General features: G+C 56.8%; 18 protein-coding genes and 1 tRNA gene. 7 read left to right on the plus strand and 12 right to left on the minus strand.

Annotation, left to right across the window (positions count from 1 at the left end; genetic code table 11):
* Nucleotides 1-14: 14 nt before the first annotated feature.
* From J9777_RS02305 to J9777_RS02320, 4 genes are read right to left on the minus strand one after another with little or no spacing between them, the layout of a single operon-like run.
* On the minus strand, nucleotides 15-578 hold the full coding sequence (locus tag J9777_RS02305; protein ID WP_209347181.1) for a gluconate 2-dehydrogenase subunit 3 family protein: 564 nt from the start codon (nucleotides 576-578) through the stop codon (nucleotides 15-17).
* Nucleotides 579-592: 14 nt separating this feature from the next.
* The gene (locus tag J9777_RS02310; protein WP_209347182.1) at nucleotides 593-1,924 is read right to left on the minus strand and encodes an MFS transporter; all 1,332 of its coding nucleotides are present in this window, start codon (nucleotides 1,922-1,924) and stop codon (nucleotides 593-595) included.
* A gap of 50 nt (nucleotides 1,925-1,974) precedes the next feature.
* On the minus strand, nucleotides 1,975-3,042 hold the full coding sequence (locus J9777_RS02315; RefSeq protein ID WP_209347183.1) for a sugar phosphate isomerase/epimerase family protein: 1,068 nt from the start codon (nucleotides 3,040-3,042) through the stop codon (nucleotides 1,975-1,977).
* Nucleotides 3,039-4,202: a Gfo/Idh/MocA family oxidoreductase gene (locus J9777_RS02320; RefSeq protein WP_209347184.1), complete on the minus strand. Its 1,164-nt coding sequence runs from the start codon at nucleotides 4,200-4,202 to the stop codon at nucleotides 3,039-3,041. The genes J9777_RS02315 and J9777_RS02320 overlap by 4 nt, the downstream gene beginning before the upstream one ends.
* Before the next feature lie 190 nt (nucleotides 4,203-4,392).
* Between J9777_RS02320 and J9777_RS02325 the strand changes: the two genes are divergently transcribed.
* From J9777_RS02325 to J9777_RS02345, 5 genes are all read left to right on the plus strand, one after another.
* Nucleotides 4,393-5,919 carry a tryptophan halogenase family protein gene (locus tag J9777_RS02325; RefSeq protein ID WP_245228476.1) on the plus strand — a complete coding sequence of 509 codons (1,527 nt, stop codon included), beginning with the start codon at nucleotides 4,393-4,395 and terminating at the stop codon, nucleotides 5,917-5,919.
* Nucleotides 5,916-7,052 (plus strand): tryptophan 7-halogenase, encoded by a 1,137-nt coding sequence (locus J9777_RS02330; RefSeq protein WP_209347186.1) that lies wholly within the window; start codon nucleotides 5,916-5,918, stop codon nucleotides 7,050-7,052. Before J9777_RS02325 ends, J9777_RS02330 begins: the two co-directional genes overlap by 4 nt.
* Entirely contained in the window at nucleotides 7,049-8,581 is a 1,533-nt protein-coding gene (locus tag J9777_RS02335) for a tryptophan halogenase family protein (RefSeq protein WP_209347187.1), read from the plus strand. The genes J9777_RS02330 and J9777_RS02335 overlap by 4 nt, the downstream gene beginning before the upstream one ends.
* Complete coding sequence (locus J9777_RS02340; protein ID WP_209347188.1) at nucleotides 8,578-10,089, plus strand: tryptophan halogenase family protein; 1,512 nt, start codon at nucleotides 8,578-8,580, stop codon at nucleotides 10,087-10,089. Before J9777_RS02335 ends, J9777_RS02340 begins: the two co-directional genes overlap by 4 nt.
* Nucleotides 10,090-10,266: 177 nt before the next feature.
* A complete protein-coding gene (locus J9777_RS02345; protein WP_209347189.1) occupies nucleotides 10,267-13,419 on the plus strand; it encodes a TonB-dependent receptor in 3,153 nt (1,050 codons plus the stop codon).
* A gap of 204 nt (nucleotides 13,420-13,623) precedes the next feature.
* Here the strand turns inward: J9777_RS02345 and J9777_RS02350 are convergent.
* The 5 genes from J9777_RS02350 to infA all read right to left on the minus strand — a co-directional run bounded on the left by J9777_RS02350 (nucleotide 13,624) and on the right by infA (nucleotide 15,814).
* A tRNA-Phe gene (locus J9777_RS02350) sits at nucleotides 13,624-13,699 on the minus strand.
* 99 nt (nucleotides 13,700-13,798) lie between these two features.
* A complete protein-coding gene (gene yacG, locus J9777_RS02355) occupies nucleotides 13,799-13,984 on the minus strand; it encodes a DNA gyrase inhibitor YacG (RefSeq protein ID WP_209347190.1) in 186 nt (61 codons plus the stop codon).
* Nucleotides 13,981-14,955, minus strand: a complete 975-nt coding sequence (locus J9777_RS02360; RefSeq protein ID WP_209347191.1) for a ribonuclease E/G — start codon at nucleotides 14,953-14,955, stop codon at nucleotides 13,981-13,983. Before J9777_RS02360 ends, yacG begins: the two co-directional genes overlap by 4 nt.
* Entirely contained in the window at nucleotides 14,948-15,523 is a 576-nt protein-coding gene (locus tag J9777_RS02365) for a Maf family nucleotide pyrophosphatase (RefSeq protein ID WP_209347192.1), read from the minus strand. The genes J9777_RS02360 and J9777_RS02365 overlap by 8 nt, the downstream gene beginning before the upstream one ends.
* Before the next feature lie 15 nt (nucleotides 15,524-15,538).
* On the minus strand, nucleotides 15,539-15,814 hold the full coding sequence (gene infA, locus J9777_RS02370) for a translation initiation factor IF-1 (protein ID WP_209347193.1): 276 nt from the start codon (nucleotides 15,812-15,814) through the stop codon (nucleotides 15,539-15,541).
* Nucleotides 15,815-15,991: 177 nt separating this feature from the next.
* Between infA and J9777_RS02375 the strand changes: the two genes are divergently transcribed.
* The gene (locus J9777_RS02375; protein ID WP_209347194.1) at nucleotides 15,992-19,096 is read left to right on the plus strand and encodes a hypothetical protein; all 3,105 of its coding nucleotides are present in this window, start codon (nucleotides 15,992-15,994) and stop codon (nucleotides 19,094-19,096) included.
* 8 nt (nucleotides 19,097-19,104) lie between these two features.
* Here the strand turns inward: J9777_RS02375 and J9777_RS02380 are convergent, their stop codons facing one another.
* The 3 genes from J9777_RS02380 to J9777_RS02390 form a co-directional block, all read right to left on the minus strand.
* Nucleotides 19,105-19,914 (minus strand): alpha/beta hydrolase, encoded by an 810-nt coding sequence (locus J9777_RS02380; RefSeq protein ID WP_209347195.1) that lies wholly within the window; start codon nucleotides 19,912-19,914, stop codon nucleotides 19,105-19,107.
* Complete coding sequence (locus tag J9777_RS02385) at nucleotides 19,911-21,545, minus strand: wax ester/triacylglycerol synthase family O-acyltransferase (RefSeq protein ID WP_245228477.1); 1,635 nt, start codon at nucleotides 21,543-21,545, stop codon at nucleotides 19,911-19,913. Before J9777_RS02385 ends, J9777_RS02380 begins: the two co-directional genes overlap by 4 nt.
* Nucleotides 21,546-21,711: 166 nt before the next feature.
* Nucleotides 21,712-22,671, minus strand: a complete 960-nt coding sequence (locus J9777_RS02390) for a division plane positioning ATPase MipZ (protein WP_209347196.1) — start codon at nucleotides 22,669-22,671, stop codon at nucleotides 21,712-21,714.
* A gap of 208 nt (nucleotides 22,672-22,879) precedes the next feature.
* Here J9777_RS02390 and uvrC point away from each other — a divergent pair, with 208 nt between their 5' ends.
* Nucleotides 22,880-24,853, plus strand: coding sequence for an excinuclease ABC subunit UvrC (uvrC, locus tag J9777_RS02395; protein ID WP_209347197.1), 1,974 nt, complete (start codon nucleotides 22,880-22,882; stop codon nucleotides 24,851-24,853).
* The last annotated feature ends 8 nt before the right edge of the window (nucleotides 24,854-24,861 follow it).

The following is a 24,861-nucleotide window of genomic DNA, read 5'->3' on the forward strand; positions in this document are numbered from 1 at the left end:
CCCTTACGATGAACTCAGACGCCGCGGTCGAGCCAAGCACGGCCCACTTCTTCAAGCGGCAGACAGCCGTCATACCGGCCTGGTATTTCCTCAAATGACAGCTCTTCTGTCGCCTGTTCGGATGTGTAGAATCCGAAGATCGTCATATCGCGCAGCTGCTGCCACGTGGCTTTGCCGGACATATCATTCGCGCCATTGTCGAGCTCGGTCAGGATCAGCTTCTGGATGTCCTCTGACGCAGCAGCGAAGTCGGCTGCACCTGTTGCGACTGCCATCTCGTCAAAGGCCGCTAGACCCACCGCGAAGTCATCTTGCTGTTCTTCAGTGAAGTGGTCGACGAAAACCGCCTTGATATAAGCGGGAACACCAGCGGCCCGAGCACCGGGTGTGTCAGTCTCCGGAATAGTCAGATTGGTGACCGCATCTATCAGCTCTGCCTTGCCCGAGAGATCCGCATTTGTGCTGGAGCAACCTGCAAGCGAACCCATCAGCGGGAGTGCAACTGCAACCCCCGAAACGGTCACGATCCCGCGCAAGGCGGAACGCCGATCCATGCGTATCTGGGTTGGAGAATTCATCGCACTATGTCCTGTCATTCTGCTGGAGTGGCTGGTGCATCGCCGCTGGATTCGGCTTTGCGGCGATCGAGCAGCCAGATGGCTCCGAACACGACCAGCAATGGTATTGGCATCAGGGCGACGGCCTCGAATGCTTCAGGTGCGGCCTGCGCCTCAATGGCTGTCAGTTGTGCAGTTGCATCGGCGGTTCCGGCTTCGCGCAGTGCATTGAGTGCGTCGCTGCCACCCGCTTTCGCCGCCATGGATGCATCATACATCCGGCCCAAAGCCGGCAGCAGGAAGTAAATCGCCAATGCCCCGGCTGAACCGATCAGACCGATAAACCAGCTGCCACCGCGCGGATAGCGTTCGGATACGGATGCCATCATTGTGGGCCAAAGCAGGCTGACGCCCATGCCCCACACCGTCGTCGCGGCGACAACCATGACGGGGCTTTGTGCCTTGGCCATCAGGTAAAGTCCGACCATTGCAAGGAAGCTGCAGATCCATAGCAGACCGACGTTGGAGAACCGCTTTGCCAATGGCCCGGCGAAGTGGCGCACCACAAACATCAGGCCAGCGACGTAAACCAACAGCAGGACGGCGTTAAAACCAACTTTGGCCGATAGGGCAGCGTTGATCCACGCGCCGGGGCCGAGTTCGATCGATGCGGTCAGCAACATCGCGCCGAACCAGATCAGAAAGCCAGGAGAGCGAACAATTTCCAGCATCATATCTTTGAATGACACACCATCGGCTGCGCGTTCTGTCGGCGGGAACTTCACGCCAAGCAGCAGGACAATCAAAACAAGCGACGGCAGCAGCGCCGTTGCCATTGCATAACGCCATGGCATTTCGAATGTGCTGACTCCGAAGCCAATAAAACCACCAATGATGATACCCGCAGGCCACCAAGCATGAAGGACATTGAGCCGGTGCGTCTTGTCTTCCGGATAGAGCGCGGTGGTCATCGGATTGATCGCCGCTTCGGTCGCGCCCCAGCCGATCCCTTGCAGCAGCATCCCGTACCAAAACAGGCTGCGTGCTTGTTCAGCGTCGGCAGTGGCTGATCCCAGAATGGCAAGGAGCGTTCCGCCTACGAAACACACACCGGCACCGCGTAGGACATTTCCGATGCCCAGATTGTCAAGGAGCGGGCTGGCGAGGAAAAGTGTAAATCCGAAGCCTAAGAAAGCTGCACCAAATGCTGCACCGATGGCTTCGCCCGGATTGGACAATCCGGCGTAAACCTCGACTCGCATTTCACCAATCAGGCCTGTGCGTAGGGCGAATAACATCGCCGCAATGAAAAGCGCCAACACGCCGATCCAAAACAGGCGTGTGCGCTGATATTCGATTGCTTCCATTATTCCCTCTCCTGATGGCCGCCGATCTTTTGATCGTCCGGCGCTAAGGCCTATTCTGAACGTCTCGCGATCCCGAGAGCTCGTGCTATTTGTGCAGGGTCGGTCGACCCGCCTGCAAAATCATCGAATGCGTATTCCGTGGGGCGGATGATGTGGTCCGCGATGAACGGTGCGCCTTCGGCAGCGCCTTGTTCTGGATGTTTGAAGCAGCATTCCCATTCGAGCACAGCCCAACCGTCAAAACCGTGCTTGGTCAGCTTGCTGAAAATCTGCCGGAAATCGATCAAACCGTCGCCCAGCGACCGGAAGCGGCCCGCACGGTCTGCCCAATTCTGGTACCCGCCATAGACCCCCGTCTGTGCATCGGGACGGAATTCTGCATCTTTCACATGGAAAGCTTTGATCCGGTCATGATAGCGATCAATGAAGCCAAGATAGTCCAGCTGCTGGAGCATGAAATGGCTCGGGTCGTAGAGAATGTTGGCGCGTTTATGGCCGTTCACTGCGTCAAGGAATTGTTCGAAGCTCGCGCCATCGTGCAGGTCTTCGCCCGGGTGGATTTCGTAGCAAACATCGACACCGTTATCTTCGAACACGTCTAAAATTGGTGTCCATCGCTTGGCTAGCTCGGCGAAACCCGCTTCGACAAGTCCTGCGGGGCGTTGCGGCCATGGATAGACCAGATGCCACATCAACGCGCCGGAAAAACTGGCGTGACCCTTCAGGCCCAGTCGCCGCGAGGCAACCGCGGCTTTCTTCATCTGATCGACGGCCCATTCCTGCCGCTCTGCCGGTTTGCCGTGGACTTCTGGCGGTGCAAACGCATCGAACAATTCGTCATAGGCAGGGTGTACCGCGACGAGCTGACCTTGCAGGTGAGTCGAGAGCTCGGTGATTTCGACGCCATGCTCGGCGCAACGGCCGATCAACTCGTCGCAGTAATCCTGACTTTCCGCCGCAAGATCCAGATCCATGCAGCGCGGATCGTTGGAGGGTATTTGCACGCCTTTGTAGCCAAGGCTGGCGACCCATTCGACAATGCTGTCGAGACTGTTGAAGGGCGCTGTGTCACCCATAAATTGGGCGAGAAAAATGGCTGGGCCTTTTATCTCTTTCATGGCAATGCTCCTAAGACACCGCGGAATTCGGGCGAGGGTGCAAGTTCAGTCCATTCAGCACCGTTCTTACTGCTCGCCACAACCGCTTCGAGAAATGCCATGCCGCGCAAACCCTCGGCGATACCGGGTAGTGGCGTTGTCGGGCTGTAGGTCGGTGTGCGGATGATATTGGCGAAATCGCGGTAGAGATTACCGAATGCTTCCAGATAGCCTTCAGGGTGACCAGAAGGCAGGCGGCACCGGGCGAGCGCCTCATCGCAAAGCGGTTTGTCAGTCCCTGGACGATGAATGCGAATGAGACCGTCGGCACGTCGTTCGGTCAGCGTGTTCGGCTCCATCTGCTTCCATGTCAGACTGGAATGCTCGCCATATACACGGATCGAAAGCGAGTTCTCTTCCCCAACGCAAACTTGACTGGCGATCAACGTGCCGGTTGCACCGTTCGCGAGAGTGAAGCTGACCTCACCGTCATCGTCGAGCACCCGATCATCAAAATGACTGCGTAGCCGCGCGGCGACTGTGTCCATGCGCGATCCGGTGATAAATTCGACCAAGCTATGCGCATGACTACCGATGTCACCCATCGCCCCGGCAGGGCCCGAATATTGTGGATCGACGCGCCATGCGGCCTGCTTGCTACCGCTTTTCTCGGCATCGCCTGCGAGCCATCCCTGCGGATACTCGACCAGCACTTTGCGGATTGATCCGAACTCAGGCTGTGCAGCAAGATGCCGTGCCTGCCATACCAGCGGATAACCAAGATAAGTATGCGTTAGCGCAAAATGGGCGCCAGTTTGTTCGACGGTTTTGGCCAAATTGACAACTTCGTCGAAGGAAATGCCGGCTGGCTTGTCGCAAATGACATGGAAGCCTGCCTCTATCGCGGCTTTGGCAATCGGGACATGCAGATGATTGGGCGTGACAATGCTGACGCATTCCATCTTCGTACCATCTGCGCGCGCGGCTTCCTTGGCGAACATTTCGCTATAACGTTCGTAGCATCTATCCGCCTCAAGCCCGAGCGACTCGCCGGTTCGCCGACAATTGTCATGATCACGGCTGAAAGCGCCGCAGACGAGATCAATCCGGCCATCCAGCGCGGCAGCCATGCGATGAACAGCCCCGATGAAAGCGCCATCGCCTCCACCGACCATACCCATTCGTACGCGCTCGAACCGTGCCAAAATAGCGATCCCCGTCCAAATTCTTGTCTTACGTTGTCAATCAGATATGACTAATAGTATAGAGGCGTCAAGAGAGCGTGGTGGTAAAGTCGATAAAACAACACGTCGCAGGTATGATCGGAGCGGTAATCGTGCCATTCTTGCGATCAGTCGGGGAGGGATCATTTTGAGCGGAGCAGGCTCTGCAAAGCGGGTGAAGCAGGTGGTCGTCATTGGCGGTGGCACCGCTGGGTGGATGACCGCAGCGGGCCTCGCGAGCATGCTTGGGTCGACCGGCCTCAAGATCACCCTGATAGAATCGGACGCCATCGGCATTGTTGGGGTGGGCGAGGCTACACTACCGCATATTAAGCTGTTCAACGACACAATCGGTGTGGATGAGGCCGAGTTCATGGCTGCAACCTCAGCGACCTTCAAACTTGGTATCGAATTTGTCGATTGGGCGCGCAAGGGTGACAGTTACATTCACCCGTTCGGCGAATTTGGCCTCGCCAATCAAGGCGTTCCGTTTCATCAATATTGGTCAAAGATGCGGAATGATCCGGATGTCGGACCGCTTGATGAATACTCGCTGCCGGTTGTTGCCTGCCGCAAGGGCAAGTTCCAGCGGCCCTCCGACGATCCGCGCTCGGTTCTCTCGACATATCGCTACGCTTATCAGTTCGATGCGCTTCAATATGCCCCCTTCATGCGCAAACACGGTGAAGCACGCGGAGTGACGCGGATTGAAGGTAAAGTCACCGGCGTTCATCAGGATAGCGAAAGCGGCGACATTACGAGCGTCACGCTAGAGGACGGCCAGCAAATAGCGGGCGATTTGTTTGTCGATTGCACCGGGTTTTTCGGTCTGTTGATCGAGAAGGCGCTGGAGACTGGCTACGAAAGCTGGTCGGACTTCTTACCCTGCGATCGAGCTGTCGCTGTACCCTGCGAAAGCGCTGGGCCGTTGCTGCCGTATACGCGCGCTACTGCCGACAAGGCGGGATGGCGCTGGCGTATTCCATTGCAGCACCGGACCGGCAACGGACACGTCTATTCAAGCGGATTTACTTCTGACGATGCTGCGCAGCAGGCATTGGTTGATAATTTGGATGGCAAGTTGCTGGCGGACCCGCGCATATTGCGTTTCGCGACTGGTAAACGACGTAAGTTGTGGAACCGCAATTGCATTGCGATTGGATTGTCAGGTGGTTTTCTGGAGCCACTGGAATCGACCAGCATCTATCTGATCCAGGAAGGTATCACCAAACTGCTGGAGCTGTTTCCTGATACTTCTGATTTCACAGTTGAGGCCGAGGAATATAATCGCAAGATGGATCTGGAGTTTGAGCGTATTCGCGACTTCCTGATCTTGCACTACCACGCGACGGAGCGCGATGATTCCGATTTCTGGAACTACATGCGGACAATGAAAGTACCTGCATCGCTCACCGAGAAGATGGAATTGTTCCGGGCCAGCGGACGGATCGCGTCCTATGATCACGGGCTATTCCTGGTGCCAAGCTGGATCGCGGTTTTGCTAGGGCAGCGCATTGAACCGACCGGCTATGATTGGCGTGTCGATCAGCTTGATGCGGATGAAATTCGTCGGCACCTGGCCGGCTTGCGAACGCACATGGACCAAGCGGCATCGGGCATGGATGACCATGGCGAGTTTCTCTCCACCAATGGTTTGGCGATGAGCGCAGCATGAGCGGCAATCAGCCTTTCCGCCGAATTGCGATTGCGGGAGATGGATTACCTGCTGCATTGGCGGCTGCGTATCTAGCGAAGGCGTGCGGGCCTGCTGGCACTGAAGTCGTGGTCATTTCTGCACGTGAGACGGGACAGACAGGCGATGTGGTCGCGCGGCCTGACATGCTGCGGTTCAATGCAGAGCTTGGGATTGATCCGGTGACCTTGTGCAAACAGGGCATCGCTAGCCCGTTATTTGCGGTTGAAGTGCAGGGAGGTGCCGGTCCGGTCCTGTTACCATTCGCGCCCGCAGGTATTGCGAACAACGGTGTCGATTTTCATCACTACTGGCTACGTGCGACGCAAAACGGGTTGGCGAACCAGCTCGCTGACTATTCGTTGCCGCTTGCATTCCACGAAGCGAAACGCGGGTTGGCATTCGAATCTGCGGCGAGTTTCAAAATGCCTTTTGGACTGAGGTTAGACCGCGCAGCCTACGCACAATCGCTTGTGAATGCCGCGATGGGATTTGGTGTGCTTGGGACGGGCGGCGCGCTTGACGGAATCTTGGCGAGTGATAGCGCTGAGTGGCCGCTTCGCATCACGATTGCTGATAGCGAAATCGGCGCAGATTTTGTGGTCGATGTGACCAGTGATGGCGCTGCCGCGACGGCATTGGGCCGACGGCAATCCGGCTGGACAAACCGCTGTCTTTGGATCGCTGGCGATTGCAATATTCCCGGCATTGAGCTCTTTCGATTGCAACGGGCAGTATCCCGCTTCGCTAGCCTTGTGCCCACTCATGAGAGCGTTGCTGCCGACAGTGCCGAGTTCAATCGTATCTACTTTGCCGAGGAGCAGCGCATCACCGATATGGCTTGCCTGATAGAAGGTGACGAGGCCGCAATGAGGGCGCGCCCGGCATTGGCCCGGAAAATCGATGTGTTCAGCGCCTGCGGACGTATTCCGAGCGAGGATTACGAAGTGTTCCAACCATGCGAATGGCTGGCGGCACTCATGGCGCAGGGATATCTGCCAAAACGGCCCGAACGATTGGCAGAGCGTTTGCCCGAGGCGGAACTCCACACATGGCTTGGCAATCTGCGCACGCAAGTTGTCGAGCTGCAAAAGCAGATTGAGGCAGCCGCATGAGTGAGAACGCAATCAAACGTGTTGTTATCGCTGGAGGCGGAACCGCCGGTTGGATGACCGCTGCCGCCTTGTCCAAATTTTGCGGTCGATCTGGCGTCGATATCACGCTGGTTGAATCCGAAGCCATCGGTACTGTCGGTGTGGGTGAAGCGACGATCCCGCCTATTGGCAAATTCAACGATCACCTAGGCATCAACGAAGACGACTTCGTTCGGGAAACGCAGGCGACATATAAACTCGGTATCGAATTCGTGGATTGGGGCGGGTTGGGCGAACGCTATTTCCATCCGTTTGGCACCTATGGTTTCGATCTGGAAGGGATCGAATTCCACCATTTCTGGACTCGGCAAAAACAAGCGGGTGAAGACCATTCGCTCGACGCATATTCGCTTAATGCACTGGCTGGCTATGGCGGGAAGTTCATGCGGCCTGAAAAGGATCACGGGCCGGTTTTGAACAAGCTTGCTTATGCGTTTCACTTCGACGCGGGGCTCTATGCCGCTTTCCTGCGACGCCTGTCGGAGAAACAAGGTGTAAGCCGGATCGAAGGGTTGATCGGTGATGTCGAACAGAACAGCGAAAGCGGTTTGATTGAAGCGTTGGCGCTGCAAGATGGGCAGCGGATCGAGGGCGATCTGTTCATCGATTGCACCGGCTTTCGCGGGATGATGATCGAGGGCGTGTATGAGGCGGGCTACCAGGACTGGAGCCAATGGCTCCCGGTCAATCGCGCCGTTGCCGTGGCTTGCCGCCGGGATGGCGATCCGGAACCTTATACCCGCTCCACCGCGCGCGATGCCGGTTGGCAATGGCGCATTCCGTTGCAGCACCGAACGGGCAACGGCCACGTCTATTGCGATAAGTTTAAGGGTAGCGAAGCCGCCGAGTGCGAATTGCTTGAATCGTTGGAAGGTGAAGCGCTGACTTCACCCAATCATCTGCGTTTTACAACAGGGCGACGGAACCAGTTTTGGTCCGGCAACTGCATTGCGATTGGTCTTTCATCGGGTTTTCTTGAGCCGCTTGAGTCGACCAGCATTCACTTGATTCAATCAGGAATTTCAAAGCTGATCTCGTTGTTTCCATCACAGTCAGAGGCTCCGGTTGAGCGTGCTGAATATAACCGGTTGATGAGCGATGATTTCGATCACATTCGCGACTTCCTGATCCTGCACTACAAAGCGACGGCGCGCGATGATTCTGAGTTCTGGAACTACGTCCGCACGATGGATATCCCCGATAGTTTGGAGCGCAAGATGGATCTGCTCCGCTCGCACGGGCGCTTTTTCAAATATGATGCCGAGCTGTTTGATTTGACCAGTTGGCTCGCCGTAGCAGCGGGGCAGGGATGGGGGCCTGAGGGTTACAATCCAATGGCAGATGCTTTGTCCGATGGTGACGTGAAGGGCAGTCTGGCGAATATGCGCGGTGTGCTCCAGAAAACTGTCACCGCAATGCCCGCACATCAGGCGTTCATCGATCGCTATAGCAAGGCTGAGCCGGTCAGCTGGGAACGGAAGAAAACATGACCAGCCACGCGCTCGATCACATCGTTATCGTTGGCGGCGGAACTGCAGGCTGGATGGCAGCGGCGACCTTGTCGAACCTGATGCAAGGCACGAAAACCAAGATCACTTTGGTTGAATCCGAAGAGATTGGCACGGTCGGTGTCGGAGAGGCGACCATCCCGCCGATCATTGCTTTCAATGATATGCTCGGCATTGACGAGGACGAGTTCGTTCGTGAGACAAACGCCACATTCAAGCTCGGAATTGAATTCGTCGATTGGTTCGAGAAAGGGCATTCCTACATCCACCCCTTCGGCGATTTCGGTGCGGATTTCGATGCGATCCCGTTCTACCAATATTGGGTGCGCAGCAGTCTGGCGGGGCGAGACGACGATCTGTTTTCCTATTCGCTGATGGTCGAGGCATGCCGCCGCCAGAAGTTCATGCGGCCGGTGAAGGATCGTCCAGACTCTGCGCTGGCTGGGATCAACTACGCGTTTCAATTCGATGCGTCGCTCTATGCCAAATTTCTGCGCAAACATGCAGAAGCGCGCGGCGTTGAGCGCGTGGAAGGTAAGATCGTCACTGTCGATCAGGACGCGGATACGGGACATGTTACCACACTGACAACTGATAAGGCCGCCGAACTGAAAGGCGATTTCTTTGTGGACTGCTCGGGCTTTCGAGGCCTGCTGATCGAGCAAACGCTGGAAACAGGATACGAAGATTGGAGCAGTTGGCTGCCCTGCAACCGCGCAGTGGCTGTTCCGTGCGAGAAGGTTGGTGATCCTATTCCGTACACGCGTGCGACCGCGCGCGAGGCAGGGTGGCAATGGCGCATTCCGCTGCAGCACCGCACCGGCAATGGCTATGTCTATTGCAGCGACTTTCTGGAAGATGAGGCTGCCACGGAGACGCTGTTGAGCAACCTTGACGGCGCGCCGATCGCAGATCCTAAAATTCTGCGTTTCCTGACCGGGCACCGGAAGAAGTTTTGGAACAAGAATGTTCTGGCGCTCGGCTTAGCGGCTGGTTTTATGGAGCCACTTGAGTCGACCAGTATCCATCTGGTCCAGACAAGTCTTGCGCGATTGCTTACCCACTTCCCGGACAAGCGCTTCGACCAAACCGATATTGATGCGTTCAATGCGCGGACATTGCGCGAGTATCAGTTCGTCCGCGACTTCCTTGTGCTTCATTACACGGCGACCAAGCGTGACGACACACCATTCTGGCGTCACTGCAAGATAATTGAGCCGTCAGCCGATCTGAAACGACGCATTGCACAGTGGGAAGGGACAGGCAGAATATTCGAGGAGCCAAACGATATCTTCGGCACCGCAAGTTGGCTCGCAGTGCTGTACGGTCAAGGTTACCGGCCGCAATCCTATCACCCGCTAATCGAAAAGATGCCCATTAAGCGAATCGACGGTGTTCTCGCCAGCATTGGTAAGACAATTGATGCCGCTGCAGATTTTATGCCTGCGCACCAGTCTTTCATCGACAAGAACTGTAAGGCGGTAAGCTAGATTGGCCTGCCCAAGGCGCGCACCGAGCAAAGAGTCTTAAAAATGTCACACTTTTTGGCGGCGTGAATTCCCCACAGCTTCACTCGGCAATAAATCTTGACAAGGTTGTCAATTTGCGGTCAAACCAAGCTGGGATTATAAAACGTGCGGTCCAAAAGGGCCGGCAAGGGAGGATCAATGACTGACAGGTCTCAAGTTCGTTTCGGTGCTGCATCCAAGTCGCTTCTGCTTGGTGTTTCAACCATTGGTTTGTTGGCGGCTTCGCCAGCGATGGCGCAGCAAGCAGGCGAAGAACCAGCTGCAGAAGATATCGAGGACGGTGATGTAATCGTTGTCAGTGGTATCCGTTCATCGCTTGAGACAGCGCAAGATTTGAAGCGCGATTCCGATACATTCGTTGATGCGATTACCGCATCCGATATCGGCTCGCTGCCTGATCGTTCCGTTTCGGAAGCGCTCCAGCGTGTTCCTGGTGTTTCGGTACTGCGTTTCGCTGGCCCTAATGATCCGGATCACTTTGCGGTTGAGGGTAGCGGCGTTGTTATTCGCGGACTTCCGTTTGTCCGCTCGGAACTGAACGGCCGTGACGTGTTCGCGGCAAACTCCGGCGGGGTGCTCGGTTTTGAAGATGTTTCACCCGAACTTCTCGGCAGCGTTGTCGTGTTCAAGAACTCCACTGCTGACCTTATTGAAGGCGGTGCGGCAGGTACAATCGACCTTCGTACACGCCTTCCTTTTGATCAGCGGGGCCAAGTCATTTCGTTGAGCGGTGAGCTGCAATTCACTGACCTTGCCAACGAAGCGACGCCTGCTGGCTCGTTCCTCTATTCGAACGAATGGGAAACCGGTGCGGGTCGTTTCGGTATTCTCGGTAACATCTCTTACAACCGCTTGAAATCGCGCGGCGATGGTACCGGTATCGGTGATTATCGCGATCGCGATGATGGCGGCACGCCAAACGATACGTCAGATGACAATCTGATTACCGATGCGAATGGTCAGCCACTGTTTATTCCGGGTGGTGGCTCGGTCCGTGTACAAGAATTTGACCGTGAACGCTTCTCGATTGCCGCTGCTGCTCAATTTGAGAGCAATGACGGTCGGTGGCTGGCGACGGCTCAGTTCCTTCGCTCTGACTCCACACTCAACTGGGGCGAAAATGTCATTGAGACAGGTCTCGATGGGGCACCGCGTAGCCGGCCTGCACTTGACCGTTCGGACTTCACATTTGATGACAACGGTGTCTTCCAATCGGGAACGATTAGCGACAATACACAGTGGCGCGGCCCGAATGCGGCTTCCGCTAATCTGTCACCAACGGGCGGTCAGCAGATCGGCCTGTACCGCAATCGCTTGGAAGAGGATCTAACAACCGATTACGGCTTCAACCTGAAATTCTCGGCGACGGATCGTCTGCGCTTCAACTTCGATGCGCAATATATCGATTCAACGGCGCAGGTTTTTGACCTTACCAATCACTATAGCTTCTTCTCGCCGGTAGTTATCGACTCGACGGTTGGTTCAGTGCCATTGGTTGGTTTCACAACCGATCCGCGCAATGCGTTCATTCGTTCTGCGATGGACCACACCACCCAGAACGAAGCTGAGGCACTCTCCTTCCGCGGTGATGTCGAATATGACTTCTCTGATGATGGCTGGCTGCGTTCGGTTCGTGCCGGTGTGCGCTATTCGGACCAAGATATCCTGATCCGCGAATCGGACTTCAACTGGGGTAACATCTCAGAGGTTTGGACGGGCCGGAACTTCGCTGCCAATGGCGGCGGGACGACCCCGCTGATTCTGCCTGAAGGTAATGCTGACCCGGCTATTGATGCAGTGGTCGCGCCTTTGTTCGATACCTTCGTTTATGGCAATTATCAGCGCGGAATCGGGACAGGCTTCACGGGGCCGGTGCCGACATATGTTGGTCCCGGCGCGGACGACTTTGATGGCTGGCAGACAGCTTGGGGCAACGTCATCAACGCAATTGGCGGTAGCCCGAGTGGTTGGACACCATTGACGCAGCGCGGCGGCGTAGTGGCTGGAACACCGTTCTTGCCGAGTGAAATCGGTTCGGTGAAACGTGAGACATGGGCTGCCTACGCTCGCGTCGATTTCGGTTCGGACAATTTCTTCGGCGGCGAACTGTCGGGTAATATCGGCCTACGCTATGTGCGTACTGATCGTTCGGTTGATACGACGACGACCGTTGATAGCTTCGCGACTTTGTTCCCGGCTTTGGTGAACACCGCTGCGCCAGGTGATCCGACGACCAACCAATGTGATCCGGCATTCGCAGGGCGGGCAAATCCGACCTTCGTGGAACCGGCTGCGTGTGCGAATAGGGCAGCATTGCTTGCTCAGTTTGGCAATGGTCAAATCCTCGAACAGCAAGTCAATGTTGACTATGATGAGTGGCTGCCGAGCCTCAACATGAAGCTTGAGGCAGGCGGTGGACATGTCATTCGCTTTGCAGCCTCACGCACAATGACACGGCCGGGTGTGAGCCAGCTCAACGAACGTATCCGCGTAAACGTTCTGCCTGACACGCAAGCAGCGGTTGGCGCGCCAAGAACGTTTGGCGGTTTCTCTGCCAACGCTACGGGTAATGCGACGCTGACGCCGCAAATCTCGACCAATCTCGATCTCTCTTGGGAATGGTATTTTGATGACGCCGGTTCGATCACCGTCACCGGTTTCTATAAGAACGTCGATGATTTCATCGCTTTCGCACCGATCGAAATTCCAGCGCAGGTCCCGGGTCTAACCCTGCTGCGCAACTCTGAGGTCAACTCGGACGAGAATGGTGAAGTGAAAGGCTTCGAGATTGCTTACCAGCAATTCTACGACTTCCTGCCAGGCTTCCTGAGCGGGCTGGGGATGCAGGCGACATACACCTACATCGATTCGCAGGGCGTCGCGAATACGCTGGATCCGAACTTGAACAGTGATGATCCACCGACTGCACGTTTTGCGGTGGATGCAGATGTCTTCCCACGCATTTCAAAGCACAATTTCAACCTGATCGGTCTGTACGAGAAGGGCGGATTTGAAGGTCGTCTCGCATATAACTGGCGGAGCAGCTTCCAGCTGACCCCCCGTGATGTGATCTTCCCGTTCGCTTCGATCTATCAGAAGGCAACCGGCCAATTGGATGCATCGGTGTTCTATAATATTACCCCAGAATTTAAACTGGGCATCCAAGGGGTTAACCTGCTCGATGATATCACCGAAACGACTCAAACAATCGATGCAAGCGGATTGCAAGCGCCGCGGAACTTCTTCCGCAATGACCGCCGCTTCAACTTGATTGCACGCTTGAACTTCTGATCATTCGATCAGACGTAATAGCGATCTGAAATAGGGCCTTCGTGGTCCGATTAGAAAGCGGTCTGAGAGACCTCCCTCTCTCAGGCCGCTTTTTGCGTCCGGGGCAGTTGGTGCGGCAAGGACGCGCCAAAGCACCTTCATACCCGCCGAAAGCGGGCTTTGAGAGCCAATTCTGTCGAGAAAGGACCAATTCCGCAAGGAAAGTGGTGCCCGAGGGCGGATTCGAACCACCGACACCACGATTTTCAATCGTGTGCTCTACCAACTGAGCTACTCGGGCATCGCGTCTATTTGAGAGTTTTACACTGTCAAACGCCGCATTGGAAGCGCGCGTATGGCGAAGCTGGACGGACTTGGCAAGGGGTATTCGCGCCGAAGTTTAGTCCTGCTTTTCCCAGTCTTGTTTGGCGATCTCATCGGGCGAAGCGGGGCGGCCCGGAACGGCATATCCATCGCCGAACCACTGGTTCAAATCACGGTCCCGGCATCCGCGTGAACAGAAGGGATGAAACTCTTCTCTACGCGGCTTCTTGCAGATCGGGCATGGTTTGCGTTTCGCACTCATAATGGCACGGCCTGCGCGAAACCGGCTTCGAGAGCAAGGGTGGGATCAATCTCTATCCTGATCTCTCTACCGGTACGTTTGGCAAGGTCGGCAAGCCACTCTGTGGTGAGTTTGGCTTTGATCGCGGGATGGCAGGTTAGCCGGATTGCACCAGCGTCGAAGATGGCTTCCGCGCGGCGCATCAGACGCCGGGCAGCGGCGCCAGTCTGCGAATAGGTTAGCCGGTGGAGCAGTGAAGGGCGCTCCAGCCGGGCGACAATCTGGACAAAGCCAAAGCCGTTCATCGCGGTCTTCTCATGCGGCCAATCTGAGAGCGCTGTTGTGAGTGCTTCGTCCACTGCCTTGCGATCCGCTTTGGCGGCAAGCGTTGGGAAGTCTATCCCGATGGATCCACCCAGATCAAACCGCCGGATAGCCTTAGCGATGGGCGTACAGGCTGCCAAAGCCAGTTCGCGCGGTGAACCGTGGCCATCAACGTCAATCAGGGCCATTGCTGGCGTGGGAGAGAAGTGGAGCGAGCCACCGGTAAAATCATATATTCCCGACCAAGCTTCGTCCCAGATTTCTTCCCACTCGTCATGTGGAAGTGTGCGGACGACCCGCGCCGCTTCTCCGTTTGCCGCGAACGCTTCGGTCAGACTGAATGCCGAGCGTACAGCGAGATCGGTAGGACGACCTTGCGCCCGTTTGACGCGCGATTTCTCACCTATTTGGCTGCGCGTGATTTCTATGCGGATCGGAGCACCTTCTTGCGCATCCGCAGGGAGCTTGCTGACGAGAACCTCTTGGCCGCTGGCAAGCTGGGCTGTGCCGCGTGTGCTGCCTTTTGTTCTTGAAATCAGAGTGGCGTCTTCGATCAATCCGACACCGGCTGATCCGGGCCAATCGATCCGGGCAGCCATCACCTGATCCTGGTCGACCAGCAAAGCGCGATGCTCGCCGATACCTTCTTCGATCAGCCATTCAGCCAACGAGGAAGCCCGCCGATTTGAGTAGTGCGCGTGTCTCGAACAGCGGAAGGCCCATGACGGACGAGTGACTGCCCTGAATGCTCACAATAAGGCCCTCAGCGGCGCCCTGAATGGCATATCCGCCTGCTTTGCCATCCCATTCGCCGCTGGCGAGATATCCCGCGATCTCCTGATCCGATAGACGCTTGAATTTGACGATAGTTTCGTTGAGCTTTTCGCGCAGCGTACCGTCAGGCGCGAGCAGTGCCACGGAGCTCAAGACACGGTGACGACGACCGGATAGCAATTGCAGACATTTGCGTGCGGTCGCTTCATCCTCAGCCTTGGGCAGAATGCGCCGCCCCGCAGCCACAACCGTATCACCGGCAAGAACGTGGCCCTTTGCCGATGCGGCGGCCAGAGCTTTCTCGCGCCCCATCCGGCGCGCATAATCACGCGGCAATTCTTGGTCCAGCGGGTCCTCATCGATATCCGCTGGAGCGATTTGTGCGGGCTCAACACCAAGCCGAGCGAGCAATTCGCGCCGTCTCGGGCTGGCCGATGCTAGGATAAGAGCAGGCGCGGTCATAGCCGCACGCAGCAATCAAGCAGTAGGGGCGCCGGGACCACCTTGGCCCCCGGGGCCAGGACCGCCACGGCCGGGCATAAAGCGGTAGGTGATACGCGCCTTTGTCAGATCATAGGGGGTTAGTTCGCACAGAACTTCGTCACCCACGAGCACGCGGATACGGTTCTTGCGCATCTTACCAGCGGTATGGCCAAGCACTTCGTGCCCGTTTTCAAGCTCTACCCGGAACATCGCATTTGGAAGCAGTTCAACCACTTTCCCGCGCATTTCGAGGAGTTCTTCTTTAGCCATATAATTCCGTTACCTATGCAGTTCGTCGATTGCTGTTGCGCGCCCATACAAGCAGGCGGAACAAAAGGGAAGCCTAAGGCGTATGGGATCAAGTTTTCACTGTTTTGTCTTAAAATTGCGACACTTTGATACCGAATGGCGCTTGCCCCCGGGCGCTATCTCGCAAAAAGGTTTTTTATGCGTTTCCCGACACTTCTTTGCTCGACGGCTGCGGTCGCACTTGCCTTGCCCACCAACGGAGCTGCGCAAGAGGTAGAAGCGCAGCCGACGAACGACGAGCAGTCGACGATCAGTCAAGGTGACGAGATCGTGGTTGTAGGCCAGCGTCTGCGCGGTCAGGTCGAGACCGATCAGCCGCCTATACTGGAGCTGGAAGAGGAAGATATTGCCGCCTTCGGTGCGAATTCGATCACCGATCTTTTGGCGGCAATTGAACCGCAAACCAGTTCGACACGCGGGCGCGGCGGTGGTCGGCCGGTATTTCTGATCAACGGCGTCCGGGTTGGTAGTTTTCGCGAGTTTCGATCGTATCCGCCTGAAGCAATACGCAAGGTAGAGGTCTTGCCTGAGGAGACCGCACAGAAGTTCGGCTTCCCGCCTGATCGACGCGTTGTGAACTTCATCATGAAGGAAAACTTCAGCGCGATCACGGCAGAGGCCGAATATGAGGAACCATCGATCGGCGGTTATTCGCGTACCGAGCAGGAGGCCACTCTGCTCAAGATCACCAAAACGGGCCGGATCAATCTGAATGTTGAGTTGAGCGATGTATCCTCGCTGACAGAAAGCGAGCGCGACATCACCCAGACGTCCGGCAGCGATCCTGATGTTGCGACGGACCCCGATCCGGCTGAGTTTCGCACGCTGATTTCCGATGCGCGTGAGATTGAAGCGACGGCGAACTATGCCAAATCATCGTTGGAAACGGGCAGTTCGGTCGGCTTGAATGCGACGTTTAATCGGTCGGACAGACTAAATCTTTCAGGCTTGAACACTGTGACCTTAGTCGATGGCGCGGGGAACTCGGCAATCCGGACATTCGATGCAGATAATCCTCTGACGACGCTCCAACGCACCAATGTATTCTCTTCATCGGCCAGCTACAATCGACGCCTCGGACCGTTCCAACTTACAGCAACTGCTGATAGCAGCATAACCGATGCACGCACGCAAATTGGTCGCCGCGCCGATGTCACCGCGCTTGTTGCTGATGCTGCAGCTGGCAATTTTGCGATTGATGGTGTCATCCCGGTGCAGGGTGATGCAGGCTTCGACGAGGCGAATAGCATAACCTATTCCGGGAACAGCAAACTCACGCTTCGCGGCTCCCCACTTGAGCTACCGGCGGGCGAGCTCTCGACGACCCTGGATCTCGGTTACGACTGGAACCGGATAGATAGCGAAGACTCTAGAGCTGGTTCTGCCATTTCGTTGACGCGCGGCGATCTTTCGGGCGGGTTCAACATCGGTATTCCGATCACGAGCGCGCGCGACGAGGTGTGGGATGCGCTGGGCACGATCAACCTCAATGGACGAGCGAGCTTCAACCACCATTCTGACTTCGGCACGCTTTACCGGCTGACGGGGGGCGTTACCTGGTCGCCAGTTAAGAGTCTCAACTTGCAAGCAACTTACGTTTGGCGTGAAGTTCCGCCGTCGCTCAGTCAGCTTGGTAACCCGCAGATCACGACACTGAATGTACCGACGTTTGACTTTGCAACTGGCGATACGTCGCTCGTGTCGGTGACATCTGGCGGTAATCCGCTACTTCAGGCCGAAACGCAATCCGATTGGAGCTTCTCGGCCAATTGGGAATTTGTCGATAATGCGCGGTTCCGGATCGACTATTCGCGCAATACCTCCAGTGATGTGTCCTCGTCATTCCCGTTCCTGACGCCCGAGATTGAGGCCGCATTTCCGGGGCGCGTAACCCGCGATGCGGGCGGCACGCTGGTCGCCTTGGATCGCAGGCCCGTTGATTATTTCGAGACCCGAACCGAGCGTGTTACGTTTGGCCTCAACCTGAGGGGTTCGTTCGGCGAGAGGCGCCCGCAGCCGGAAGGACAAGGTGGCGAAGCCGGACGGAGACCAGGCGCTGGTCCAGAAGGTGCGCGCACAGAGGGCAGGCGACCACAAGGCACTTCCGGAGGCGGAGGCGGCCGTCCGGGAGCAGATCAGGACCAGTCTGACGCAGAGGGTCGGCGTGCTGTCTTCATGAAGTTCCGTGAACGCGTATGCGCGGATGACGGCGAAGACTTTCTCTCGCGGCTGGTTGATGCCGCCAATCGTGGTGAGAAGTTGGAGGAGTTCCCCGAGTTTGATCCGGCTCAAGCAGAGCGGATTTTGAACCGCTTGCGCAATGAAGACGGCACCATTGATACCGAACGATTGAAGCAATTCCGGACGCGTATTTGTAGCACCGATGGCCCGCCGGGACGTCGCGGAGCGGGAGGCGGACGAGGCGGGCGCCCCGACTTTGCCAATATGAGCGAAGAACAGCGCACGGCCTTCATAGCATTCCGGCAGCGTATATGCGCCGATGATGGCGAAGCGGTTCTGACTCGCTTGGTCGAGGCGACCAAAGACGGGAACATTCCCGAAGAGCTTGCCGTGTTTGATCCTGAACGGGCTCAACGGATAATGGCGCGGCTGCGCAATGACGATGGAAGCATCAATACCGAGCGGCTTGGCCGGTTCCGCGAGCGTATGTGCAGCGCTCCCGGCGGACAACCGCAGGCGGGTGGGCAGGGCGGTGGACGTCCTGCTGTTGCGCGCGGCGGGGGCTTCGGCAGAGGCGGCGACGGACGCGGACGGTTTTTCTTCAACGCCAATCACTCGGTCGAGCTCAACCGTGAAGTACTGATTGCACCAGGCGGACCGCTGCTTGATTTGCTCAATGGCGACAGTCTTAGCAGCACCGGCACACCGCGGCATAGTACGCGGATCGAGGCTGGTGCGTTCCGCAATGGATTGGGTACACGTTTGTCCGTTCGTTACACCGGTACTGCGCGGATCGATGGCAACGGTACATCAGGCAGCACCGACTTGTTCGTGGACGATCTTGCGACGTTTAATCTGCGTCTGTTCGCAGATCTGGGAAGAGTCTTGAAGAAAGACGAAGGCCTGTTCAAAGGAATGCGCCTGTCATTCCGGTTCGACAATATCTTCGATAGCCGCCGCATCGTGCGCGACAGCAACGGTGATATCCCGATCAGTTTCCAGCCGCTATTGGTTGATCCAACGGGCCGTTATCTGGGTTTTGAAGTCCGAAAGCTTTTTTAGTCCGGAGTTTAGTGCAGCCGCGTTTTCGGGAAGAGCAGGCTCGAGAGGCCTTTCGCCTCGAACGGTTTCCACTCACCTTCTCGTTGCGCTAACCGATCCGCAATCGCGAACATCACCGAGGGATTCACGCCAAGGCCGATATGGCTGGCGATCACTTCGATGTTTTCGGTGTTCTCATGGCTGCACGGATGCTGCACTGAACCGCGCCAGTGAACGACGCCGTCGCCTTTGGTCAGGATTGAGGTCGTTGGAACAGGTGGAGCTTCATCCAGACCGGTGAATTTACCAGCTTTAACAGGCTCCGGCTCTTTGCCGTTGAGATATTCGAACAGAATGCGTGCATTGCTGTGATTGCGATCATCGCTGATCGGACTGCCAAGCGAAATGACCATCCGGACCATGTCGGGGACCATTTTGGCAAGCTCTCGCGCAAATACACCGCCCAGGCTCCAGCCTACGATCGAGATCTTGCCGCCGGTGCGTTCGTAGAGTTCTTCAACGCAGCGGGCCATCGCTTCGACCCGTTCATTATCAACTTTGACATTGCGGCCGAGATCCCAGCCAGCGGTCTCATATCCAAGTCGATCGAGCAATGAGCGCATCGGACGCGTTGAGGCATCAGTCGCCATGAAACCGGGCAGAACCAGTACACCGTGTCCGTCGCCTTTGGGCAATGCGCCCATGCCCATTGCCGGACGCAGTGCGAGGAAGCTGGCGAATTCCGCCATTGCGCGCCCAGGCTCTGACAATGTCAAAATTCGATGCGGCGGTCTGGCGGCTTGAGCGGCCGGTGCTGCGTTCATTGTTGCAGTAGTCATTTCTTGGCTTTTCCTCTCGCCGTGCGACGGGTTGTTTTTGGTTTTGCGGCGGTCGTTTTGCCGCCTTTGGATTTCGTTGGGCTGGCGCGCTTGGCAGCGGCTTTTTTGGGTGCCGCTTTCTTGGCGGGCGCCTTCTTCTTCGCTGTGCTCTTTTTCACCGGACCCTTCTTGGGTGCCGCCTTCTTGGCAGTGGGCTTTTTCGCCGGAGCGGCAGCTCCCGCCGCCAGATCGCGGTACTCTTCAAAGCTTTCCTGAATGCACTCGGCATAAAATTCAGGGTCGGGCATCAATTCACGGCATGCGGTGAATGCAATGGTCGCCTCGTCGACATACGATTGCACCACATGGCCCAGACCCATTCCGTCGGTCAGGCACACGAGGCCCATCTGGCTTTCTAGCCGGGCGCCGCTGGAATAAATCGACACTGGCGGACCGGGAACATTGGTCACCACCGTAGAAAACGGCGCGCTAAGCCGGTCGGCAAGGCCAAGGCGGGTGTAGAGCTGCGCGCCCAGCGCCATAAACAGAGCGGGGCTGACCTTGCTCATCTCGGTCATGTTCCGCGCGCCCATTGCTTCCGTCATGGCCTTGCTGTTGGCAGTTTTGTCATGAACGAATTCAAGGCGCTCGATTGGATCTTCCAATTGTGTACCCAGCGGGGCGACCATCGCGGCGACTTGGTTACCCATATCGCCCTTCTCGTCTTTGGAACGAACCGAAATCGGTGCCATCGCTGTAAGAGTACGTCCCGGTAGATCGTTTTTGCTCAGCAAGTACCGGCGCATTGCTCCGCCAACGATGGCAAGGAATACGTCGTTGATTTTGCAACCCGGCGAAAGCGCACGGATCGATTTGATATCGGCTAACGGAACGCTGCGTCCTTCGACGACACGGGCGGGAGAAATCGTCCGGTTAAAGCGGCATTTCGGTGCAACCATGTCAGCGCTGACTTTGAAGTCCTTTGTCGCCAAACCCTTGATCGCATTGGCGATACCGGGTGCGGCTTTAGCGGCTACTTCGAGCTGTTTAAGCGGATTGGTCAGCGCACTAAGATAGGATTTGCCGAGCAGTTCGGCTGCATTCGGTATCTTTTCCGGTTTCCACTCATCAGGAGTGTTGGGTGGCGGTGCATCTGGCGTAATCGTGTGCATCGCCTCAAGCAGATCGACACCGCTCATTCCGTCAATTGCCGAGTGGTGAACTTTGGTCACCATTGCAAAGCTCCCGGGGGTCACGCCCGGGATATTGTCCAGCCCTTCGACAATGGTGAACTCCCAAGGTGGGCGCTCCAAATCGAGTGGGCGGGCGAAAATGCGTGCGGCTTGGATACATAGCTGCCGCCAATCACCTGGCTTTGGCAGTGCAATATGGCGGACGTGATATTCCAGATCGAAGTCTGGATCCTCTATCCAATAGGGATAATCAAGATCGAATGGCACTTTGACCAGCCGCTGCCGGATCGTGCGCGAAAGCTGCATCCGGCTCTCGAAAAAGCCCAGAATGTCCTTGTAGCGGACAAATCCGCCAGGGGCGGTTTCCGGATTATAAATGAGTAACGAGCCGATATGCATCGGCGAATTGCGTGTTTCCAGCGCGACGAAGGACGCATCCATACCTTGGAGTTGGCGCAAGTTTCGACTTCCTCTCTGCCCTCATCCCGGTCTTTTATATCATCGGCCGGGTCTGAAGCGTAATGCAGGCGTAACACACAATCGCCTGCCGTCAATGCCGACGGTGCATATGTATGCACAGCGCGAGGGCTGGATCATCATGCCTTGCAGATCGCCAAGCTGGCCATCAGGCGTGGGTCGGTACCTTCTTGGTCGCGCCGATATAGGTCCGCAGTGATTGGCGATAGCGCTTCATCGATCGGGCGGGCTTGCGCGATTGGACCAGTGGCGGAATGCTATCGTCCGCCGTCTCAAGGAGGCCCATTTCATCGATCAGGCGAGTAATTCCGGTCGAACTGCGAACACTCATACCTGCCATTCCCGGAAGATCGCGGCAATCGGCATGGGTGAGTCCGAATAGAAACAGTTCGCGATAGGCAACGCGTTCGGCCAAGCCGCTAGTTACGCGGAGACCCAGCTTCTCGGGAAGTTGGGCGATTGCCGCGTTGAAGCGCTCGAGCTGAACCTTCTCAGCGCGGCGAACGCGGTTCTTGATCAGCATCCAATCTGTCGGCTGATAGCCATTTGCAATACGCTCCTCGCGAAGCTGCATCACCAGATCGGCAAAGCTGCCAGCGCCGGTCATTTTCATTGTACCGACATTGAATTTGGCGACCGAGTCGAGGTCAACGAAGTTGGGATTTACCGGGGTGACCAGCTTATCCGCCAGAGCAATCGCGCGGCGCGCAATCGGCGAGTCATGCCCGGCAACATCGATGATGATCGTATCGCACCCTTGGCCGCTGCGCGCGATTTCCTGCATCAGCATCGCGCCGCTCTGGTGTGACAGCACCAGATGCTTCGGGGTGGGCAAAGTGACACCTAAACTGCGCGCGGTTGCTTCGCGGTTCTCCAGCGCGCGGTCAAAAGAGCGTTGGCGCTTATCCAGATCAATGGCGAGAATTTTGTGCCCGGCGCGGGCCAGCGCAATTGACGTGTGGAAGGCGAGGGTGGATTTGCCGACGCCGCCTTTTTCATTGGCGAATACAATAACGCGGGCGGAAATTTCCGGACGATTCCGGATGTCGGCGAGAACTACCGAGGGATGCTCACCATCGCAAACGCGTCCGGTATTCTCTAAGCTCATGTGTGTCCCCACAGCCCCAAAACTCGATTTCACCCATTCGATGCCGATCAGCGCGCGACTCGGGGAAAGGCGAATAGTGTCGCCAATTCACACGTTATCCACAAGTAAATTCGATTCTCGTTTTGAGACAAATGGGGTGCGAAAAGATTCTATCTTTTGAATCAGTTGAGTAGCTTTCATTCGACGCTTTCGAGGCTATGCTGGAATCATGTCCAACCCTCGTGAACCCTCCAAAGCTGGCAGTCCGCATGATCCTCGTGGTGCGGAGCGATTCAATGAGGAGAAGGCGACATACACGGTCGCGTCGGCCACGCCCGATCTGGATGCGGGGTTGGAAGCCATCCGCGATACGGTGAAGACTTTGAAGCCGGTACCGGGCGTTTACCGGATGCTCGATACGCGCGGTGATGTACTCTATGTCGGTAAAGCGCGGGTGCTCAAAAACCGCGTCGCCAATTACGCGCAGCCAAAGGGGCAGCCGCAGCGCCTGCTCAGGATGATCAGCCAAACGCGGCGGATGGAGATCGTTACCACCAATAGCGAGGCTGAGGCGCTGCTGCTGGAAGCGCAGCTGATCAAGCGCTTTCGTCCGCCATTCAATGTGCTGCTCCGCGACGACAAGAGCTTTCCCTTTATCCTGTTGCGGTCCGACCATGACTTCCCGCGCATTATGAAGCATCGCGGTGCGCGGCGCGCGAAGGGTAATTATTATGGCCCGTTTGCCAGTGCCGGATCGGTCAACACCACGATCAATGCGCTGCAAAAACTATTCCTGCTGCGATCATGTACCGATAGTTTCTTCAGCCGCCGTGACCGGCCGTGCCTGCTCTATCAAATCAAGCGTTGCTCGGCCCCGTGCGTCGACCGGATCACTACGGATGATTACGCCGCTCTGACCAAGCAGGCGAAGGACTTCCTTGGCGGAAAATCCGGCGCGGTACAGGCTGATCTGGAAAAGCAGATGGCCAAAGCGGCGGAGGATTTGGATTTTGAGACTGCCGCAATTCTGCGGGACCGGTTACGTGCGGCGACCTTTATTCAGGGCAGTCAGGCGATCAATGCCAGCGGTGTGGGCGATGCCGATGTGTTCGCGCTCGCTAGCAAAGGCGGGCAGATTGCGGTGCAGGCGTTCTTCATCCGTGGCGGGCAGAATTGGGGCCACCGCGCGTTCTTCCCGAGCCATACAAAGGGCGTGGAGGAGGATCAGGTACTCGCCAATGTCCTCGCGCAGTTTTACGAGGAAGTGCCGCCACCGCGCACCATTCTGGTCGACCGCAAATTGCCCGAGCAAGCGCTGATCGAAGAGGCTTTTGCCGCTGCTGCCGAACACAAGGTTGATATTTCTATCCCGCAACGCGGTGACCGGCGCAGCCTGATGAAGCAGGCGCAGCGCAATGCGGAAGAAGCGCTCGACCGGCGGCTGGCTGAGCGCGGCACGAAGGCCAAGACGTTGCGCGAACTGGCCGAATTCCTCGAACTTCCGGAGGTGCCGCAGCGCGTCGAAGTTTATGACAACTCGCACATTCAGGGTTCCAAGGCTGTCGGCGGGATGATCGTCGCTGGTCCCGAAGGTTTCATCAAAAACCAGTATCGCAAATTCAATATCAAGAGCGCGCAGACCGATGACGATTTCGGGATGATGCGCGAAGTGATGGAGCGCCGCTTTGCCCGCGCGATGAAGGACGATCCTGACCGCGAAACCAGTGGTGAAAAGGCGGTATGGCCCGATCTTGTGCTGATCGATGGCGGGAAAGGACAGATGAGTTCGGTTCGCGATACGCTGGAGGAATTGGGTATCGAGGATGTGCCGCTGATCGCAATCGCCAAAGGGCCGGGGCATGGCCGCGAGGGCCGCGAAGTGTTCCACTTCCCCGATGGCCGCGAAAAAATGCTGCCGACCAATTCGCCGGTCCTGTTCCAGCTCCAACTCTGGCGCGATGAAGTCCACCGCTACGCCATCGGCGCCCACCGCGCCAAACGCAGCCGCGCCATCACCGCATCACCGCTGGACGAAATCCCGGGCGTAGGTCCGGCGAGAAAGCGCGCTTTGTTGCTGCATTTTGGCACAGCCGGAAAGGTGAGGGCGGCGAGTTTGGAAGACCTGCAACGCGCGCCGGGGGTTAGTGGATCAGTCGCACAGACGGTTTACGATTTTTATCATGCTGGAGACGAAATTGTGTAGAAGAAGCA

The sequence above is a fragment of the Pontixanthobacter sp. CEM42 genome (genome assembly GCF_017812015.1).
Classification (GTDB): domain Bacteria; phylum Pseudomonadota; class Alphaproteobacteria; order Sphingomonadales; family Sphingomonadaceae; genus Pontixanthobacter.